23 protein-coding genes are annotated in these 17,196 nt (G+C 62.0%); all 23 read right to left on the reverse strand.

The features are described 5' to 3' along the window. The 23 genes from K3555_RS08840 to K3555_RS08950 all read right to left on the reverse strand — a co-directional run bounded on the left by K3555_RS08840 (position 1) and on the right by K3555_RS08950 (position 17,133). A complete protein-coding gene (locus K3555_RS08840; protein ID WP_260008191.1) occupies positions 1–651 on the reverse strand; it encodes a hypothetical protein in 651 nt (216 codons plus the stop codon). A gap of 2 nt (positions 652–653) precedes the next feature. Next, positions 654–3,263: a phage tail length tape measure family protein gene (locus tag K3555_RS08845; protein ID WP_260008192.1), complete on the reverse strand. Its 2,610-nt coding sequence runs from the start codon at positions 3,261–3,263 to the stop codon at positions 654–656. A gap of 32 nt (positions 3,264–3,295) precedes the next feature. Further along, positions 3,296–3,637 (reverse strand): DUF1799 domain-containing protein, encoded by a 342-nt coding sequence (locus K3555_RS08850; RefSeq protein ID WP_259985168.1) that lies wholly within the window; start codon positions 3,635–3,637, stop codon positions 3,296–3,298. 20 nt (positions 3,638–3,657) lie between these two features. Then, a complete protein-coding gene (locus tag K3555_RS08855) occupies positions 3,658–3,987 on the reverse strand; it encodes a hypothetical protein (RefSeq protein WP_260008193.1) in 330 nt (109 codons plus the stop codon). 20 nt (positions 3,988–4,007) lie between these two features. Further along, complete coding sequence (locus K3555_RS08860) at positions 4,008–4,943, reverse strand: phage tail tube protein (protein ID WP_260008194.1); 936 nt, start codon at positions 4,941–4,943, stop codon at positions 4,008–4,010. Further along, on the reverse strand, positions 4,944–5,084 hold the full coding sequence (locus K3555_RS08865; RefSeq protein WP_024090508.1) for a hypothetical protein: 141 nt from the start codon (positions 5,082–5,084) through the stop codon (positions 4,944–4,946). Beyond that, positions 5,081–5,509, reverse strand: a complete 429-nt coding sequence (locus tag K3555_RS08870) for a hypothetical protein (RefSeq protein ID WP_260008195.1) — start codon at positions 5,507–5,509, stop codon at positions 5,081–5,083. The genes K3555_RS08865 and K3555_RS08870 overlap by 4 nt, the downstream gene beginning before the upstream one ends. Further along, a complete protein-coding gene (locus K3555_RS08875; RefSeq protein ID WP_260008196.1) occupies positions 5,509–5,937 on the reverse strand; it encodes a gp436 family protein in 429 nt (142 codons plus the stop codon). Before K3555_RS08875 ends, K3555_RS08870 begins: the two co-directional genes overlap by 1 nt. Positions 5,938–5,998: 61 nt before the next feature. After that, complete coding sequence (locus K3555_RS08880; protein ID WP_260008197.1) at positions 5,999–6,295, reverse strand: hypothetical protein; 297 nt, start codon at positions 6,293–6,295, stop codon at positions 5,999–6,001. A gap of 10 nt (positions 6,296–6,305) precedes the next feature. After that, positions 6,306–7,283, reverse strand: a complete 978-nt coding sequence (locus tag K3555_RS08885) for a capsid protein (RefSeq protein WP_260008198.1) — start codon at positions 7,281–7,283, stop codon at positions 6,306–6,308. Positions 7,284–7,303: 20 nt separating this feature from the next. Then, a complete protein-coding gene (locus K3555_RS08890; RefSeq protein ID WP_260005261.1) occupies positions 7,304–7,684 on the reverse strand; it encodes a capsid cement protein in 381 nt (126 codons plus the stop codon). Further along, positions 7,681–8,775 carry a phage protease gene (locus K3555_RS08895; protein WP_260008199.1) on the reverse strand — a complete coding sequence of 365 codons (1,095 nt, stop codon included), beginning with the start codon at positions 8,773–8,775 and terminating at the stop codon, positions 7,681–7,683. The genes K3555_RS08890 and K3555_RS08895 overlap by 4 nt, the downstream gene beginning before the upstream one ends. A 105-nt stretch (positions 8,776–8,880) precedes the next feature. Further along, the gene (locus K3555_RS08900; RefSeq protein ID WP_260008200.1) at positions 8,881–9,372 is read right to left on the reverse strand and encodes a phage virion morphogenesis protein; all 492 of its coding nucleotides are present in this window, start codon (positions 9,370–9,372) and stop codon (positions 8,881–8,883) included. 72 nt (positions 9,373–9,444) lie between these two features. Beyond that, entirely contained in the window at positions 9,445–10,704 is a 1,260-nt protein-coding gene (locus K3555_RS08905) for a phage minor head protein (protein ID WP_409201680.1), read from the reverse strand. Then, positions 10,688–12,334 (reverse strand): DUF935 domain-containing protein, encoded by a 1,647-nt coding sequence (locus tag K3555_RS08910; RefSeq protein ID WP_260008203.1) that lies wholly within the window; start codon positions 12,332–12,334, stop codon positions 10,688–10,690. Before K3555_RS08910 ends, K3555_RS08905 begins: the two co-directional genes overlap by 17 nt. Beyond that, complete coding sequence (locus tag K3555_RS08915) at positions 12,334–12,513, reverse strand: hypothetical protein (RefSeq protein ID WP_260008204.1); 180 nt, start codon at positions 12,511–12,513, stop codon at positions 12,334–12,336. The genes K3555_RS08910 and K3555_RS08915 overlap by 1 nt, the downstream gene beginning before the upstream one ends. After that, positions 12,513–14,195, reverse strand: coding sequence for a hypothetical protein (locus K3555_RS08920; RefSeq protein ID WP_260008205.1), 1,683 nt, complete (start codon positions 14,193–14,195; stop codon positions 12,513–12,515). The genes K3555_RS08915 and K3555_RS08920 overlap by 1 nt, the downstream gene beginning before the upstream one ends. Continuing rightward, positions 14,192–14,758 carry a DUF3486 family protein gene (locus tag K3555_RS08925; RefSeq protein WP_259985137.1) on the reverse strand — a complete coding sequence of 189 codons (567 nt, stop codon included), beginning with the start codon at positions 14,756–14,758 and terminating at the stop codon, positions 14,192–14,194. The genes K3555_RS08920 and K3555_RS08925 overlap by 4 nt, the downstream gene beginning before the upstream one ends. A 3-nt stretch (positions 14,759–14,761) precedes the next feature. Then, a complete protein-coding gene (locus tag K3555_RS08930) occupies positions 14,762–15,058 on the reverse strand; it encodes a hypothetical protein (RefSeq protein WP_260005251.1) in 297 nt (98 codons plus the stop codon). Then, positions 15,058–15,414 carry a DUF2730 domain-containing protein gene (locus K3555_RS08935; RefSeq protein WP_259985134.1) on the reverse strand — a complete coding sequence of 119 codons (357 nt, stop codon included), beginning with the start codon at positions 15,412–15,414 and terminating at the stop codon, positions 15,058–15,060. Before K3555_RS08935 ends, K3555_RS08930 begins: the two co-directional genes overlap by 1 nt. Then, positions 15,414–15,725 (reverse strand): hypothetical protein, encoded by a 312-nt coding sequence (locus tag K3555_RS08940; protein ID WP_260005250.1) that lies wholly within the window; start codon positions 15,723–15,725, stop codon positions 15,414–15,416. The genes K3555_RS08935 and K3555_RS08940 overlap by 1 nt, the downstream gene beginning before the upstream one ends. Then, positions 15,722–16,252, reverse strand: a complete 531-nt coding sequence (locus K3555_RS08945; protein WP_259985130.1) for a hypothetical protein — start codon at positions 16,250–16,252, stop codon at positions 15,722–15,724. Before K3555_RS08945 ends, K3555_RS08940 begins: the two co-directional genes overlap by 4 nt. Further along, a complete protein-coding gene (locus tag K3555_RS08950) occupies positions 16,249–17,133 on the reverse strand; it encodes an N-acetylmuramoyl-L-alanine amidase (RefSeq protein ID WP_260008206.1) in 885 nt (294 codons plus the stop codon). The genes K3555_RS08945 and K3555_RS08950 overlap by 4 nt, the downstream gene beginning before the upstream one ends. Positions 17,134–17,196 lie beyond the last annotated feature (63 nt).

Raw genomic sequence — 17,196 nt, forward strand, 5'->3', positions numbered from 1 at the left:
TTACCTCAGCGTCTGCAGCCAGTTGAAAGAGCCGCCTTCGGTCACAGCCGAGCGGCCCTCGCCATACTGTGCGGTGGTGAGGGTGGCCTTCAGGACCGGGTTGCCCAGCGTGATCGCGGCACCAAGGGCAGCACCCGGCCGGATGAACGGGGTGACCTCGATGTCTGCGGCAACACCAGCACCAGAGGCCACCGCGCCGGTCGAAATGCGGTGGTAGGCGTAGCGGGTTGGATTGGCGCCATAGGTGAAGCCCAGAAGGTCGCCGCGGCTGAGGATGTAGCCCGCAGGCAGGCCGGAAATATCCAGCTCGCGGTTGTTCGGGTTCAGCGCCTCGATGACGGGTGCGGAGCTGCCAAGGATGAATTTTTCCGGGTCGGCCGCCGGGTGCGGCTGGCGGGTGTCCCACAGCAGAAAGGACGCGCCGGGTTCGTCCAGCAGCGACAGGCGCGCCTCGATGGCGGCAATGGCGCTGTGGTGGTCCTTGTCCAGGACAATGCGCCCGCCCCACAGGCGGCTGCCGAGCCGGTGCTTGATCACGTCGCCGCCGTGGGTTTCCGACGTGGTATTGGCGGCACCCGGCCGGGAGGTGATCCGGGCGATGGGCAATGTGTCAAAAAACTCGCTGAGGGGGAGGGGCCAGGCCAGTGCCATCATCAAACCTTGTATGGATCTTCAAGAGTGTCTTTCACGGTCGAGCGGGCGGGGCCTTGGTCATAGTCCCGGACCACCTCGACGCTGATTTCCGAGGCGCGTTCTTCCACCACCGCCTCGAACATCGGTGAGGGCAGAAGGCGGACTGTCATGGCCGGGCGGGTTTGCCCGGCCGCCGCCGACGGGGGCGCACTGGCGGCGGCGCCGGGAACAATTCCGCTTGCAAAACCGGGGATTTCCACGCCGTCATTCATCGCCTGCAGGATCGGGCGGTAGCGGCGGGTGGCCTTGGCGGTGATGACGCTTTCACCGGCAGACAACCGTGCCCGCACTTTGTCATCCCGGTTGCCGCCATCGCCGTAAACCATGCCAACAGTGCCGTCTGCGAAACCCAAGGCATTCAGGATGATATTCCCGCCGTCGCTGCCGGTGCTTTCACCGCCGCCAAACAGGCCGCTGCCGATGTTGAAAAGCTCGGCAAGAGGCCCCTTGCCAAAGAACACGGCTTCAGCGGCGGCGCGGATGATTGCTTCTTTGACGCGGTCCCAGGCGTCTGCGGCGGCATCGCCGCTGGACGTCAGCGCATCGCCCAGATCCTGGCCGGTTGCCTTCAGCCAATCAGCGGCCTCTTTGGTTTGCTCCAGCGCCTTTTCTTCTTCCAGCCGTTGGCGGATGATGGCTTCAACCGCCTTGCGTTCTGCATCGGTGGCGTCCTTCAAAACGTCCCGGTGCCGGATCATTTCCTGCATAACCGGGTCGGTTTCTTTCAGGACGTCCAGCCGCTCCCGCTCCCGCGCGATCAGCCGCTCAATGGCCTTTCGCTCAGAGTCATGCTGACTGGCACCACTGCCGCGGCGCGGCGTGCGCGGATTGGAGGGCAGATCCACGTCCGGCAGGCCCTGATCGCGGTAAATGTAATCCGGGTTTCCGGCGCCTGCGCCTTCGCCGCGCGGGTCGTTGAAATCCGGGTTCGCACGGATGCGGCCCATGATCTCGTTGCCCTGGGCTTCCAGCAGGTTGGTTTTCAGGCGGTGGGCTTCATCCGCGGCCAGGGTGATATTGCCCGCCATATCGGCATCGGCCACCCCGTTGGCAGCATCCCAGGCCGCCATCAGCTCGTCCTTCAGCTCCTCGGAAACATCAAGCGCGTCAACTTGCTGCTGAAAGGCCTCGCGCTCTGCCTGCAGCCGGAGTTCGGCGACTTCCACGCTGCCCGCGCCCTGTTCGTTCATAGCCTGGCGCAAGGCTGCTTCCTGCTGAAGCGATGCGATCAGCGTTTGAGCGTCCTGCTGCTGTTCTTGGGACGCCGTCCGGGTCTGGGCATAGTAGGCATAGGCAGAGGCCAGGCGTTCCTGGTAAGGGTCCCGCGCTTCATTTGCGGCGTTCCATTGCTCAAGCAATGACGCCTTCAGCTCGTCGCTGATCCGCAGTTCTTCGACCTTGGCCTGAAACGCTTCGCGGGCCTGGGCAATCTTGAGATTGTGAACCTCAGCCGACTTTTGGCCGTGCGCTTCAATGGCTGCGGTCAGAGCTTCTTCTGCAGCCAGTTCTTCGCTCAGAGCCTGGGCCTTGGCCTCGCTGGCCGCATCCCGGCCATCTTCCATAGCCTGAATTTCCCGCAGCTTCAGCGCCAACTGGCGGAGCATGGCCAGTTGGGCGTTTTCTTCTGCAGTGATTTTCCCGGAGAATTGGGCGGCGGCCTCGAAGCTGGCGATCAGCTCCTCTACTGCCTGCACCTGGTCCTGCACAGACCCGCTGGCCGCGGCGCCCAGACCTTCGAAGTCATTCAGGACTTCGTCAATCATGGCCTTATGAGTGCGGCGGAACTCCCCATAGAACACGTCAAAATCAAACAGGCCGCTGAGTTCCAGGCGGTCATCCAGGCGGAAGCTGTTCAGGTCCAGGCCGCTCTCATCAAGTGTAACTGCGATGGTGGCTTCGGCTTCGAGCTTGAGGGTGGTCAGAGCATTTTCGCGCAACCCGTCCAAAAGGATCTGGGCTTCCTGCCAGGCGTCACCGAATTTGGACTGCAGGTCATTTGTTGAGACCGATGCAGCCTCAGCGGCCTCGGAATAGGCCTTCATCTGGTTCTCAAGATCGCCGATGGCATCTTCAAAGGTGCGCGCTTCGTCGCTTGCACTGGTCAGCCACTGGAATAGGGCCGCACCGGCAGCGATGCTGCCAATGGTTAGCAGGTTCAGCGGGCTGATCATCCGAAGCAAGCCCTGGCGGAGCATGTTCACCGCACCGGCAGCGCCCGCGTTGCCGAATACCTGGGTGATTTGCGTACCTTGCTGGAGGGCAAGCTGAACAGGTGCTTGCCCGGCTGCAAGCATCACCCAGATATCATTGAACTGAGCGGTCAGGTTGCCGACTTGTCCGGCAGCAAGCGCGCTGTTCTGGCCGATCCGGACAACGTTGTTGGCCAGCCCGTCTTGCGCTGCATCGAGCACTTCAGCCTGGCCAGCCGCCGCGCCCGACGCCGTCCCCAGTTTTTTGATCTCGGCGGCTGCCTTGGCTTCTGCAAAACTCAGAACCTCAGCGGATTTCCCCGTGGCGTCTTTTGCCCCTTTCAGCTCCTTCAGCTCCTGAATGCCCTGAGAGGCATCCATCAAGACTTTTCCGGAGAGGACGAAGGGCATGATCAGTTTCCGCTGCTTTCGGCCAGAACGCCGCTTTCAATCATCTGGACCTTGGCAAACAGGTCCGGGGTCATTTCGGTGCCGCTGAATGCCCAGGCGGCCTGGGCGCCGGGGTAGTTCAATCCGGTGATGCGGCTGCGGCCGTCTGCCAGGGCGATCCGGTTCAACTGTGTGGCGGCGTCGAGGAAGGCTTCCACCGCCTCCGCATTTTGCCGCCAGACGCCCTCCGGATCTGTCCGGCCCGGCCGCCCTGCAGCCATCAGCTCTTTCGGGATGCCCAGGGTTTCGGCGTCTTCGTCTTCCTCGCACCGGGCGGGCGAGCTGCTGAACAATTTGCCCTGCACCCACGCCCGCCCGGCCCAGATCAGTTTCCCGGCAGAAGACCGTTCATGCCGTTGTGATAGGCCGCCATCAGGGCGATCCGGGCGTAGGGCAGTTTGAAGACGGTCTCGCGGATCTCTTCATTGTAGGGAATGGGCTTGCCATCCGCTCCGGCCAGGTCACCCAGGGAAGCCACAGCCTGGCGCAGGAACTCTTTGGTGCCCTCAATATCCGCCATGCCGAGACCGTTGAGTGCGTCATCGTCCATGGCGTTGAAAGTGGCCTTGAAGTCCTGCTCGTCTACGCCGTCATCTTTGGGCACACGGACTTTCACGGTGCGGGTAAAGGTGGGGCGCTCGATGATATTGAACACTGGGGTTTGCTCCTTTGGGATCAGGCGAGGGTCAGCGACCACTGGCTGTTCAGGGCGGCGGCGCGGGGCACCAGGCGCAGAGGCCATTCCTTGATGCCCTGGGACTGCGACAGCCCCGGCCGCTGCATCTGGGCAGTGGGCAGGTTGAGGGTGGCGATCTTTCCGGCCTCGGTGCCGTGGGTCAGAGCCACGGCGGGCTGGTCCATGTTCATGGCCATCTGGAACGGGTTGAAATCGGCCAGCGGCATGGCGTTCACTGTGGTTTCAAACAGTTCTGATTTGTCGGTGATCAGAATATCTTCAGAGCCGACCAGGAACCGCGGTTCAACCTTGTTGCCCAGGGCCAGTTTGGCGGTCTTCATGACCAGGCTGGTGCCGCCGATGGTGAATTCAGGGGTGTTGTTGTGGCTGACAATTGTCGGCTCGGTCCAGGATGCCAGGTCAACAGTCGGCGGCGCGGTGTCGGCGGGCAGCGTGAACAGGCCGGTGAGGTCGAACTTGATCTTGGGCGTAGCTTGGGCATCAAGCATAAACTCCGCGGTGCCGCGGGTGCCGAGCATGACATAGCGGGTGCCGCCGATGCTGATATGCACGGTCCCAGCCTCCTGGCCAGTCACGATGGGGCTGTACACGACGGAGGTGCCCGCAGTGATGGTTTCGGCAACCGCGCAAGCACGCAGCAGCGGCCCCCAGGCCGGGGGCGTGCCCGCAGCACCCGAAGCGCTGAGGTCCACGGTCAAGGCCAGCTTGGCGTGAATATCCGTCGGGATGGTGCCGTTGGCACTCATGCCGGGCTGTTCCAGGTCGCGGTCCTGGTCCTGGCCTTCCATCGGCTTGAAGGTCACATCATAACCCAGGATGGCATTGGCCGCCCCGGTCGGGGTGGCGTCGTCGCCATAGGTGCTTTCCAGCTTGAACAGGATGCGCTTGTCGCGCCAATATTCCGGGGCGGCCATTTATGCCTCCTTTTCCTTGCGGGCGGGTTTCGCCGGGGCCTTCGGCTTCGGATCTGCAGCGGGCTTTTCAACCTGCTTCAGTTTGCCGTCAGGCTGGCGGGTAAAGCTGCCGCCGGATTGGGGCAGGGGTGGCTTGCTCATGATGTGACCCTCAGTTCGGTGTTGATGGAAAAGACCAGCTCATAGAGGAGGCGGCCGCCGGTGATGGACAGCAGGCGGCCGCGGTCCACCTGAAACACGCCGGGGCCAGCCTCAGGCGCCCAGCCCGCCAGGGCAGAGGCAACGCTGGTAATGAGCGGGTCCACCTCTTCCAGCGCTTTGGCGCCGGTCTTGGATTGGCTGGGGGCTATCAGCAGCACGGAATAGGCACGGGCCAGCGCCTGGGTGAAAGCCCCGGTGCCCGCCTCGGCTTTGCCGCCTTTCAGGCCCGCGGGGGAGACCGTCGCCGTGGCATTCTGCGGCAGGCGGTTGCTCCGGATCATTTCGACCAGGTCAGCCACTGGCTTTGCCCGGTTGGACAGTTCCGGCACCTGGGCGTTCAAGCGGCTGACAATCGCATCCAGCATCAGATGAACCCTTTCAGGTTCTTGGCGGTCAGCGGGCGTTCGCGGTCGGTGACGCGCACGCCGTTGCCGGGCTGGGTGGCGGGTTCGACGCCAGCAACGGGCAGGCGGATCCTGCCGCTGGAAATCTTGTCCAGGGTCTCTTTGGCGTCCTTGTACTCGTCCTTGATTTTACCTTCGGGCGAGTAGGTGTGCAGCTTGTAGATAACGATGGCTTCCGCCAGCTCCTCGATGAGCGGCGGGGTCACACCCAGCGGCAGAACGTAGCGGCCCTGCAGATGGCCGTCGATCAGCGCATCAGCGCCTTCGATGGCGCCGACAACCACGGTGTCGTCAATCTGGCCGGTCGGTTCGTCTGCGCGGTCTGTCAGCTCAATCAGCAGACTGTCGCCGTACCGTTTCGCCAGCTTGCCCAGAGTGGTGTAGGCCATGGTGCCCTCAAATGATCAGGAAAAGGGGAAGGGATGGCAGCGCCAAAGGGGCGCTGCCGGTTTACTCGCTGTCCAGCGCTTGAACGACCTTCAGGCCTTCGAGCGTCTTGAACTCTGCCGGGGTCAGTTCAACCGTGTCGTTCTCAGTGTCCGGGGCGTAGGTTTCGCCGTTGTATTTCAGCTCGCTGAGAACACGGGCGCTGACCTTTTCGGCATCATCCTTTAGCGGTGCTGTGGTGCCTCCGGCGCGCCCTTCAGCCGCCGCAATGGCTGCCTTCAGGTTGTCGTTCGAGATGTTGCCGGGAAGATCCAGCTTCAGCTCCTTGGCGCGTGTGAATAGGGCTTTGCGTTCACTCATGACCGCCCCCTTATGCCGCCACTGCGTTCTGGATGTAGTAGCCGACGTCTTTGGCGACGATCACCTCTTTCACCCGCTCGCCGCGCCGGATGCGGTAGCCGCCCTGCAGGCCAATGTCCTTGTCCTCAATACGCCCGGCGATTTTGCCGCCGAATTCCGCAGTGAAGCCCCAGGTGATGCCGCCGCCCTGGGATGTTGCCATCTTGTTGATGTGCAGCAGGGAGATATTGTTGCCCCAGGCGCGCTGCAGGTTGGCAGCCTGGTTCGGTTTCGCGGCGTTGAAATAGGCATCGCCAATCAGCAGCCGCTTGATGCCCTCACCGGAAAACAGTTCAAGGAACTGCTGGCGGGTCACAATGCCTTCGCTGGTCAGGTTGCCTTTGACCGCGTTGACGAGTTTCGGGTGCGAAGACAGTGCCGTCCAGACTTTGCGCCCCATCACCATCGTGTTGGCCGGCATGATCAGCGTTTTTTCAAGCCCGGTTTTGATGATGCCAATCGGGTCGGAATTGGCGTAGTCGGAAAACTGGTCGCCGCCCGCCAGAGTGGTTTTGCGGCCGTCCGCATAATTGTCTGCATTGTGGACGGTACGGGCCACCCGCACTTCCCGGATGTTTTCAATGGTCTCGGATACCATTTCCACCGCATGGCCTTCGGGGTCGAAGTTCGACACGCCTGCAGCACGGGCAGCGGCAGCGGCGTCAATATCGGAAATCGGTACGGGAGCGTCCAGGCCGTAGTCTTCCACTTCGGACGTGCGCTGAGTGCCGCCGAATTCGAGCTGGTTGACCCGGCCTTTACGGCTGACACGCGCGTCGGGCGTATTGAACGCTTCTTCAACAGGGTATTCAGTCCAGCTGAACTTTTCGCCGGGCACGGTATGGCGGGGCATCACCTCATCGGCGATGCGGGAGGCCTCCGGGTTTTTGTAGCCGACCGCAATGGCGGTCAGGATCGGGTCAGATTGAAACGGGCGGGTAGGCGCCATGGTCAGATCCTTTCAGGAAATCAGGCTTCGTGCAGCAGGCCAGGGGCCAGGAAGGCCATGATGGTGTCGCCAGCGATGCCGGGTTCATCGGCAAAGCCGACAATGCGCAGGGTGGTGGAAGCGGTGGCCACGGCCAGGACGGCGGCGGCGTCGGCATCAGAGGTGAGCGGGTCACCGGCACTCACCGGACCGCCCAGGATCACGGGAACCAGACCGGCGCGGTGCACGTCGCACATGCCGCCCGCCGCAGCACCCATGCTGTCCGAAACGCCCAGGGACGCGGCGGTATTGCCGTCTGCCAGGTCAATTGTCTGGCCGTTTGCCGGATCAGCAAATTTGACGATGCGGCGGCCGGTGATCTCAGAAGCGGCTTCATAGCCGCGGATGAAGGCCGGGATCATGCTTTGCCCTCCTGCACAGCGTGCACCGCTTCGGTGATGCTGATTTCAAAACCGGCCTTGGCCTGCTGCAGTTGGTAGGCGGTGGCTTTGCCCGCCAGTTCGGTGGCATTCAGCGCCAGGCTGGTGCCGCTGCCGGGGGGTGTATCCGGCAGCAACTCGCCTTCCACCTTGGGAAAGCCATTGATCATCGCCTCGGTGCGTTCCGGGTTTTCCTGGTGCATGGTGATGAAGGTGTCGCGCTGCGGCTTTACGCCCATGCGCATGTCGGCAATGGCGCCGTCCACAAAACTGGTGGCGGCGGCTTTCTTGTTGCCTTCCTTCAGGGTGCTGAATTCATCCGACAACCCTTTCAATGAAGACTGCAAGGCGATGATTTGAGCATCCTTGCCGGTGGTGTCGGCGTTGGCGCTTTGGGCGGCAGTCAGAATATCTTTAGCGCCCGCATCTTCAGCGCAGCCCAGGGCAATGCCGATCTGGCCAAGCTGGGATTGCAATTCAGTGCTTTTCTCGCTGGGCTTTCGTGCCTTCAGCGCTTTGGTGATGTCCTCCTCGCTGGCATCGGCCGCAAGGCCCAGCAGCTTGGCGACGGTTTCCCGGAACGGCATGGTTTCACTCTCCTGGTTAAGCGCGGTCAGCCCGCGCAGATTTGGCTGATTGACGAGGGACGCCCGCGGGATGGCGACGATTTCCCGCCCGGCCGGCTGCAGCAGGGCGACAACCGGGGAAATGCCCGCAAAGGCGCGGTCTTCGAGCAGTTCACGGCCCTTGCCGGTCCATTCGACCTGGCCCCAGATGCCGTCTTCACGGGCCTGCATCCTGGTGATCCAGCCGCGTGCGGGGGCGGGAAGGCCCTTCGGGGCGGCAAGATCAGTCGCATGATTGACGTCGATCGGCAGCTTGCTGACCCCGTCAAAGCTGGCTGCAATGATCTTTTCTGCGTCGGTTACTTGATACGGCCCCCGGCTGTCGTTGGTTTGCACCAGGCCGGATTTGGTGGGCAGAAGATGCACCCAATCCGGAACCCCGGCGCCGTCGGCGCTGGGGAGTTCGGATTGGATCGCAATTGCGGTGGTCTGATACGTTTTTCCCATGCCAGCGAATGTCGCAGGACCGGAAAAGAAAAAATGCCCGCAACGGTTTGCGGGCACTTTGCTATTTCAGCGCTTCAGGCAGGTTGGCGCGGCAGATGCCGCCGGTCAACCCCGGCTGTTTGCCGCCGTTTCCAGCCACTCTTCCAGTTCCAGCACCATGTTGTCCTGGTCCTCATCGGAAAGGCCGATGAACTCGCGGGCAGGGATGCCGCCCCAAGGGATTGAAGACCCGTTTGAAGCGGTGCCAAAGGCGCCTTTGGCAGCCCCAAACTGCATGACAGCGGCCTGGATGGCATTGGAGCCGTACTCCAGCCCGTCCTTGTCGGCCTCATAGAACAGGCTGTTGCGCATGTCTCCGGATTGATTCAACGGCGCGCCATAAGAGAGGCCCAGCTTGGCGTAGCGGTCGATTGTCGTCTGGGAGCGGGGGGCAAAGGGGGTTCCGTCAGGGTTTTCGCCCTTCAGCATCCGGTCCTGAGTGGAGCTGATCAGGTATTCGCCCAGATCCGCCATGGCCTCGGAGGGGTCATCCAGTGCGTCCCGGAGCGCTTCCAGCATCGGGTCCAGGGTGTCCGTGTTGTAAACAAGTCCGCTCATGGCTATATTCTACCTGCTTTCGTTGGGGGCATCAGGCCGCCAGGCTCATAACCTGGAACCGTGTTCGGGCGTTCAGGCCGGGGACCCTTCGGAAGCTCTTCTTCCCCACATGGATTGAATTGCCAGCATCCGGCGCTTCTTGCCGCGGATCTCCATGGCCACTGTGTATGTGACGCCGCCAATCCGGCGCGAAAACCGGACCACGGGCAAACCGGCCCGTGTCTCGCCCGCCGCCTTGATGACGTCAGGCTGATTCAGAATGCGGGGCAGAAGCGCGTAAGTTTCCGCACTGATCGGGATCTGGCCGCGCAGGGCTTCAGAGGCGGCGCCGTGTCCCGAAAGGATGTGCCGCACTGCAGGCGCGTCCAGCGTGAAGTGATAGTTTTCCAGATCGCTGCCCAGCAGGTCATTCACCCGCTGCCGGTGCGCCTGGGTGAGGCGGCCCATGGTCCGGACCGGTTGAACCGCGCGGCCTTCCTGCACAGCTTTGGCATAGCGGCGCAGGTCGGTCATCAGTGACGGCAGATTGCGGTAGGCGCTGGACAGTGCATCCTGCTGGACTGCCGGGAAATCATCCAGATACGCACGGGCAATAGAGTACGGCCAGTTTACCGTCTTCTTGGCCATGGCCTGCACCAGGTCGGCAACAGACGCGCCGGGTGCCTGGCCCCAGCCTTCATCTATGCCGGCAGGCGCGCCGGTTTCGGCCAGGGGAGCATCCCAGCCGTCCCGGAGCTTTACACCCGGCTTGCCGCCGCGCCGGATCGCCCCGGCAATTGAGCGGGCGCCAAAGACATTGCAACTGCAGCCAAAGCCGTTCTGCGGAAAGGCAATCAGCCAGAAGCCGTGGCTTGAGGGAAGGATAAGCCCGTCCCAGGACAGGTGCTGCAGGCGCGGCTCCAAGGATCCGCCGTGCCGGTAGACAAGATAGGGGAAATTGCCGTCGCGGAGCTGCGCCCAGCGTCCGGCCATATAGCTGGTGCGCATATTGGTGCGGTAGATGGTGCGCATCCGCCAGTTGCGGCCTTTTTCGCTGCCTTCACCAGCCCAGCCGGTCCAGCCGCGCCGGGCGACGATGGCCCGAAAATCATCTTTGAACGCCTCAAAGCCGGTGCCTTCCACAATCGCCTTGTCCACCGCGGCGGCCAGATCTGCCAGCAAGTCGGCCTTTGCGGCTCCGGCTACGGCAAAGGATCGGTCGTGGGCCGCCCCTGCAAGGTCATCCCAGGCCGCCGTGGGAACCAAATCCCCCAGCCGCAGCCGGAAGGCCGCGGCCTGCTCTTTGAATGGCCGGCGGAAAGTGGCGGCCAGCGCATCAGTCACCGGCTTCATCCTCGGCAGCAGCCCGCCCGCCAGCCGCCGCCGCCGTGATGGCATCGGTCAGGGAAACGGTCAGCCCGGACGCGTCCAGATCGGAATAGGCGTTCAGCAGGATTTCCCGGAATTCCTCAAAGCTGGACGCCGCCTCAAACATGGCTTCAATCTGATCCAGCATCCCGTCCACCGCCGGGCCTGCTTCCAGCTCCAGACGGGCGGTCAGATCCGGAATTGGCGACACCCCCGAAAAATCGCCCGTAGAGGGCTGTTCGGACTGCAGGGCGGTATCGCCCCCTGAATTCCCGTTCCGGGTATAAAACCCCCCTTTAAAAATGCTCTCAGGGGTATTCCTGTTGCCTGCGCCCGGTTGCAATCCCGGCTGAGGCGGGGTTTCGGGCGGTTTGCCCAGGATTGCGTCTTTCGCCTTCGGTGCAGACAGCCCCAGCTTGTCCAGGACTTCTTTCTGAGAAACCTGCAGCCCGGCAGCAACCCAAGGCACAGTCGCGTCTGTCCAGGCCTTCAGGTCTTCTGCTTCAGGGCGCGCAATGACCAGGCGCGGGTAAACCTTCTGCGGCCCGTGGTTCAGGTCAATGAAGGGGCGCACCAGTTGGCGGTTCAGGATCGCTGCCAGCATCCGGCCATCGGCGCGTTCAATATCCTCCTGCACTTCGCGGTGCTCTTTGCCGGACCCAAGCCCGCCGGTAACCGCATCGGTGGTCGAGGTCTGCCCCAGGACGGCCTTTGACGTTTGCTTGTCCAGCCAGTCGGCGCGCTTTTCGTAAAGGTCGGACGAAGCGCCGACATTCGGGGCCGCAACAATATCCACCGACATACTGGCCGGCATGATGGCGGCGCAGTCGCCAGCGATATCAGCGACAGCTCTGAACAGTGTGTTTTTCTCGGCGTCCGATGTGCCAGGCGCGTATTTTCCGATTCTGATCGGCTGGCCGAATGTCTGGGTGAATATTGACCAGTCCCGCTGGGTGTAGGCCTTGAACATCCAGGACCAGCTTGCAATCCGGGCCAGACCGGACCGGAGATACAAGCCGGACTTTGCCGGCATTGGGGCAAAGATGAACTTGAAAGGAGACAAGGGCACTTCCCGGCCCTTGTCATCCAGCAGAAGCGGGGTGCGCAGATCCGTGCGGTCGAACCGAAACCAGCGCTGATCGCGCCATTCCAGGCGCTCCGGCTGATACTGGCCTTCGGAGTAATCCCAGATGATTTCCGTAAAGGAATAGCCTTTGCCCACGGCATCCAGGATGTTGAAAATTTCCTCGGTCAGCTCGTCCCGCTTCAGCCAGGCCCGGATCAGTTCGGCGTGCTTCTTTGCGTCGGGCGTGTCGGCGCCGGGTTCCACCGTGATTTCCAACTGGCTGACAGCCCGCTTGCGGGTGCCCAGAACGGCCAGGTAATGCGGGTCGCGTTCTTCAATGGTTTCCGCCAAGCCCATGTAGCGGATCGGGTCGCCGTGATCCGCCGCCCGCAGGATGCTGGCCAGGACAACAGGGTCCAAGCCATCAGCGGGATATCCAAAGACCGGCGAACGCGCGCCGCCAACTGTGGCGGCGGCGACCTCCTTGGTGAGTTCGGCACGTTTAACAGGGCGTTTAAAGGTGTCAAAAATCTTGCCCAGCCTGCCCATTAGCGGCCTCCCCAGAGCCAAAACCGGAAATTGCCGAACCAGCCGGTGCCGCGCACCCGGCCGGATGCGGTCGGCAAGGTTGCTTGAACCAGTTTTGCGCGCTCATTATTCCACTGCTTTGCCTGCTGCTGCGCGCGGCGTGCTTTGCTCCGCTTGCGCTCTTTCTTGCTGCGGGCCATCAAATCCCCCCTCTCAATTTTGCGCCCAGGGGCTGGCGCCACCACCCTTTGCCAACGCCCTGGGGCGTGCCGAACGGGTGGCCGCCATCGCTGTCCAGGCTGCCGTCTGCATGTTGTGTATTGGCGCCGCGGTAGGCGATTTCGGAATAATCCTGGCGGCTGGCGAAATAGGCCAGGGCGCTGGCCACGGCGCTGTCGCCGTGCCGGTCCAGCCCGTCCGTGCCTTTCATGCGGAAATTGTCGGGCACCTTAATGATGCCGTTCACGTACTGAAGGGACTGGTGGTCCTGCACCACGTCTTCGTGGGCGCACAGCACAATAGTCTTGTCGACGAATGCCTCAATGTAAGGCGGCATTTCACGCGAATACCATTCACGGCTGAAGCTCACTTCAATGATCCGCTCGCCGTACCGCTGGGCGGCCTTTTCGGCCAGGTAGGCGCCGTTGCCGGTTTTATCCAGCGCGCCTTTGATGAAGTTCGGGACCCGGTCGCAGATGTAATAGAGAATGTCCCGCTGCTGGTCGAACGGGATGTTGCGCAGTTCCACCAGCAGCTTGGTTTCCCGGACCAAGCTGCTGGTGATTTCCTGAATGACAATGTCGGTGGCGTCGCCGGAGCGGGCAAAGTCTTCGCCCATCACATGCTTGCCGTTTTCGTTCAGCCCTTCCAGCACTGGCTTCAGGTGTTCTTCGCACCAGTCCAGAGCTGTTTTCTTGCGGATCTCATCCGGGGCGTTCTTGAACTCGTCCGGCTGTTTCAAGCGGTGATAAGGCACGCCCTGTTTGGTGCAGGCTTCGATCTGGACGCGGGTCAGAGCGGCGCCTTCGGCCTCGGCCGGGATGGCGTCCAGTTCCTGGCGCATGGCAGCGGTGCGGGACCCGTAGGCGGTGCGGATTGTCTTTTCCCAGGCGTCCTGGCCTTTCTGGCTCCACTCTTTCTCCCGCATCAGGCAGACGCGGCGGTACAGGCCGTTTTCAACGGCATCGCCGAACGGGATGTGATGAACCTGGTAGGGGGTCTTTCCGGCCCTGGCTTCCCGGATCAGCTCATTGAACGGGTTCAGAATGCCGTTGTGGGTGGAGATAATCCGGACCTTGCCGCCCCAGATCAGCATCGCGCTTACCGCGTCAATGACTTCGCGCACATCCTTGTGGAAGGCGGCCTCATCAATAACAACGATGCCCTGCAAACCCCGGATGTTGGCCGGGTTGGAAGACAGCGCCTCAACCCGGTAACCGCTGGCAAAGGTGACCCGGTAAGCCGTGATGAACTTGCTGGTGCCGTCCTCTTTCTTATCCTCAAACAGGTGTTCTTCAATATCGACCAGCTCACCGGCGACTACCTTGGCGAAATGCGCAACATAGCCGATGAATTCCCGGCCCTTTTCCTTGGTGTCCCCGATGTAGAACACGTTGTCGCCGCCTGCGGCCTTGGTGCTGGCGGCGGTGAGCGTGTCGTCCAGGGCCTCAGCAAAGGTAATGCCGGTGCGGCGGCCTTTTTCAGCGATTTTCAGATCGCTGTTATCTTCCAGCCAGGTCTTCTGATGCTCCATCAGAATGCCGTCGGCGAGCGGGTCCAGGTCCTCCGGCAGATCCGCACCCAGGCGCAACCCGTCCGGAAGTGTTTCCGCATCGCGCGACAGGATCGGTTGCTGCGGGGCCAGATCAGCTTCGGGTTTCATGTGCGCAGGCCCAGCACGCGGTTGCGGATATTCTCTGCCCGTTCCGGCGAAAGCCCGGCCTCGGAAACCGCTTCATCCAGGCGGCCGGCCATTTCAGCCTGCGCTTCTTCGCGGGCTTTCTTGGCGACACGCTGGCGTTCTTCTTCCAGCATTTTTTCCCGCAGACCGGCCGAATGCATCAGATCTTTCAGTGTGCGGGCGAGGTTGGCCAGGCTCTTGGCGTCAATCTGGTCGCCTTTTTCTGCCACCGCTTGCATGAGCTGGAACATCGCCGCAGCAATCATCTGCATCAGCGCCCGGTGCATTCCGCTTTCGGCTTCAATATCCATGTCCGCAAGCAGGGTTTCTGCAATCGCGAAGGCATCGCGCTGGGTTTTCAGGAGCTGGGAGAAATTCCCGACCGCTGATTTTCCGACGCGGAGTTCCAGGCCTTTTTCATCCAGCCAGAAATTCAGATCCTCAGTGACGCCGTGAATGTCACCAAAGCCCCGCTCCTGCAGCGCAAGGGCAAGCCGTTGGCGGATCTCCAGCGGGACAAGGTCAAGTTTCTTGGGAGGCGGCATGTGTCAGCTCCCAGGGCGGGGGCGCTGAATTTTCGGATGGCGGGCGATGCCTTGGGCAATTTCAACGCCGCGTGTGGTGGCGGTGACCACTACGAAACTGCCGTTCCGCTCGATTTGAGCCAGGCCTTGCTCCTGTAGCCATTCGAGTTCGGTTTCGGTTTGGTCGCGAGTGTAGGCGATACCGACGCGCGGCAGTTGGCTGGACAGCATCGACACATTCGACGTGTAGCCGGGCGCATCCTCAATGAAGCGCAGAATTGCGATACGGGCATGTTCCCGCAGAGTTTCGTTGTAGTTCATCAGTTGCTCCCGTTCAGCAAATGGTCTTCATGCCTGGTCACAACGTTTTCCAAGCGGCCCATGATTTGCTGATTTCCTTCCAGGACCGCTTCCATCCGGCCCATGGTTCCGTTGATGCGCTCCATGGCGAGTTCTATCTTGTGAACGTCTTCGCGGGTGGGCATCGACTTGATGGATTGCTCGACAGAAATCAGCCTGTTTTCGTGCCGGTCCATCCTGTCTGAACCCTGCTTAAAACGCTCGTCAACGTTCGTCCGGCGACCGCTGATCCAGACGTAAACTGCGGTTCCCAAAGAACCGGAAAATGTCACCAGGGCCAGAACATTGGACCACGTGAATGTGGGGTCGAACTCCATCAGTGAAGCTCCCCCGCCGGTTCCGGTTCCGCCAGGCCGATGGCCTGAAACTCATTGCCGTGCCCAAGGACGCAGGCCGCGCCGCCTGGCGCGGTGGCCGATATCGTCCAGGCGCCGGTGTCCGGAGAAACGAACAGATGGATGGCGTTGCCGTTCTTGGCGAGCATTTCAGCCGCCGGGGCTTCGCCGTGATGCTCGAACAGAACAGCGGCCAGTTCATCGAAACGGGCATAGCACTGTGCAGCCGCAGCAATAGGCTGGGCGAACAGCCCCAGCGCTATGGCGGCGGTGAGGGCGAGAACCCTGATCACGCGGCACCGCCTTTCATACCGGCGATCACCGCATCCTTGTTCTTGGAGCCGACCGACGAGCCGAAATAGAAGTTCAGCACCTGGCTAAGCCCGGTGGCAAGCGAACCGATCAGCAGCGCCAGAACTGGGCCGCTGTCTACGGGCAAGCCGTTCAGGGTCACATAGGCCAGAACGGCGAAGAACCCGACAATCACCACCGCGGCCAGAATGCCGGGTGTGCGGTCCTTGGTTTGAACCTGGCGGGCGCGGGCGCTGGCGCGGTCATCGGCGGCGATGCGTTCCAGCTCGATGCCGGCGGCCTGAAGCTGGGCGGCAAACTCGGCGTCCACCTGTTTCAGTTTGGCCAGATCAGCGGCAGACGCGCCCAGGATGGCCTGTTCCACCTCGTCGGCGGAGGCGCCCTGGCGGCCCATGAACTGCGTGGCAAGGGCATCAACAGCCACCCCGGCCATCGGCCCGCCCAGGGCCGCCGCGACGGTCGGTGCAACAGCGCCCAGAAACCGGATGATTTTGGCTTTGTTCTTCATGTCTCAGCTCCTCGGAAACCAGGGCGGGAAAAGGTGACGGGGGCCGCGTAGCTCTTCACGATCCACCCCGCGATGCCGCCAAAAATGATCTTCAGCCATTCGCGCCCGCCGACGGTCACAGAGGCGATGACCGGCACGCGGGTTTCATCGGGGATTTGCGCGATCACGTTGGGATTGAAGCTGGGCCAGCGGCGCATATTGAGCGTGTCGCCGGGTGTGCTGATGATCACAAAATCATCGGCGGCGGGGGTTTCCGCATCGCCCAGTTCCGCCTCGGCCGGATCGGTGCGGCCAAGGATAAGCGACCGGATATGTTCCAGCGGGAAAAGCGGGTTGGTGTCCACCTTGCGGCCGGGGGAGACGTACCAATGCGTGGTAATGTCTTCGAGTGATGGAATGGACGAAAACAGCGTCTGCAGCAGGCCCACCAGCGCTGTGATTTGAGCCTCAGTGTAGGGCATCCACAGGCCGTGCCCGTGCTGAGGCGTTTCGGCTTCTTCAATGCCGTATTCCAGAATGCTGAATTTCTGGCCGAACCAGGTGCGGGCGGATTGCTCCGATGCCCGCGTCATGCGGCCGGGGTTCACCATCTCGATGCCGATGGAGAACCCATTGCACCATTCGCGGCCATGATACTCTGATTTCCCGGCGTGGCTGGCTTTCCGGTTGACCGGGACCTGCTGCTCGATGTGCCCGTCACGCTCGATCACAAACTGGACCGACACCTTGGCGTCGTTACTCTGCAGGTAGCGGGCGGCGTTGCCCTTTTCGATCCGGCTGGCGGTGTCGTGAAGAATGACCAGGCTGGGTACAATCTCGCGGCCAATCCAGCGCGCTTCCTTGAAATCTATACCAGTGACTCTGCCGTATTGGATGCCCATTTCCGGCCCCTTAAAACCCCATTTCAATAGGATTCAAATTGACGGGGGGCGGGCAAAAAAAAT

The sequence above is a fragment of the Leisingera sp. M527 genome, from assembly GCF_025141525.1.
Taxonomy (GTDB): Bacteria; Pseudomonadota; Alphaproteobacteria; order Rhodobacterales; family Rhodobacteraceae; genus Leisingera.

What these genes read in the sequence shown, in the direction of transcription:
- K3555_RS08860 (WP_260008194.1), bottom strand. Translation starts at nt 4,943, where the DNA reads ATGGCCGCCCCGGAATATTGGCGCGACAAGCGCATCCTGTTCAAGCTG.
- K3555_RS08865 (WP_024090508.1), bottom strand. Translation starts at nt 5,084, where the DNA reads ATGAGCAAGCCACCCCTGCCCCAATCCGGCGGCAGCTTTACCCGCCAG.
- K3555_RS08935 (WP_259985134.1), bottom strand. Translation starts at nt 15,414, where the DNA reads ATGGAGTTCGACCCCACATTCACGTGGTCCAATGTTCTGGCCCTGGTG.
- K3555_RS08950 (WP_260008206.1), bottom strand. Translation starts at nt 17,133, where the DNA reads ATGGGCATCCAATACGGCAGAGTCACTGGTATAGATTTCAAGGAAGCG.
- K3555_RS08845 (WP_260008192.1), bottom strand. Translation starts at nt 3,263, where the DNA reads ATGGATGCCTCTCAGGGCATTCAGGAGCTGAAGGAGCTGAAAGGGGCA.
- K3555_RS08930 (WP_260005251.1), bottom strand. Translation starts at nt 15,058, where the DNA reads ATGAACTACAACGAAACTCTGCGGGAACATGCCCGTATCGCAATTCTG.
- K3555_RS08840 (WP_260008191.1), bottom strand. Translation starts at nt 651, where the DNA reads ATGGCACTGGCCTGGCCCCTCCCCCTCAGCGAGTTTTTTGACACATTG.
- K3555_RS08900 (WP_260008200.1), bottom strand. Translation starts at nt 9,372, where the DNA reads ATGAGCGGACTTGTTTACAACACGGACACCCTGGACCCGATGCTGGAA.
- K3555_RS08885 (WP_260008198.1), bottom strand. Translation starts at nt 7,283, where the DNA reads ATGGCGCCTACCCGCCCGTTTCAATCTGACCCGATCCTGACCGCCATT.
- K3555_RS08890 (WP_260005261.1), bottom strand. Translation starts at nt 7,684, where the DNA reads ATGATCCCGGCCTTCATCCGCGGCTATGAAGCCGCTTCTGAGATCACC.
- K3555_RS08915 (WP_260008204.1), bottom strand. Translation starts at nt 12,513, where the DNA reads ATGGCCCGCAGCAAGAAAGAGCGCAAGCGGAGCAAAGCACGCCGCGCG.
- K3555_RS08920 (WP_260008205.1), bottom strand. Translation starts at nt 14,195, where the DNA reads ATGAAACCCGAAGCTGATCTGGCCCCGCAGCAACCGATCCTGTCGCGC.
- K3555_RS08945 (WP_259985130.1), bottom strand. Translation starts at nt 16,252, where the DNA reads ATGAAGAACAAAGCCAAAATCATCCGGTTTCTGGGCGCTGTTGCACCG.
- K3555_RS08870 (WP_260008195.1), bottom strand. Translation starts at nt 5,509, where the DNA reads ATGCTGGATGCGATTGTCAGCCGCTTGAACGCCCAGGTGCCGGAACTG.
- K3555_RS08880 (WP_260008197.1), bottom strand. Translation starts at nt 6,295, where the DNA reads ATGAGTGAACGCAAAGCCCTATTCACACGCGCCAAGGAGCTGAAGCTG.
- K3555_RS08925 (WP_259985137.1), bottom strand. Translation starts at nt 14,758, where the DNA reads ATGCCGCCTCCCAAGAAACTTGACCTTGTCCCGCTGGAGATCCGCCAA.
- K3555_RS08875 (WP_260008196.1), bottom strand. Translation starts at nt 5,937, where the DNA reads ATGGCCTACACCACTCTGGGCAAGCTGGCGAAACGGTACGGCGACAGT.
- K3555_RS08895 (WP_260008199.1), bottom strand. Translation starts at nt 8,775, where the DNA reads ATGGGAAAAACGTATCAGACCACCGCAATTGCGATCCAATCCGAACTC.
- K3555_RS08910 (WP_260008203.1), bottom strand. Translation starts at nt 12,334, where the DNA reads ATGGGCAGGCTGGGCAAGATTTTTGACACCTTTAAACGCCCTGTTAAA.
- K3555_RS08905 (WP_409201680.1), bottom strand. Translation starts at nt 10,704, where the DNA reads ATGAAGCCGGTGACTGATGCGCTGGCCGCCACTTTCCGCCGGCCATTC.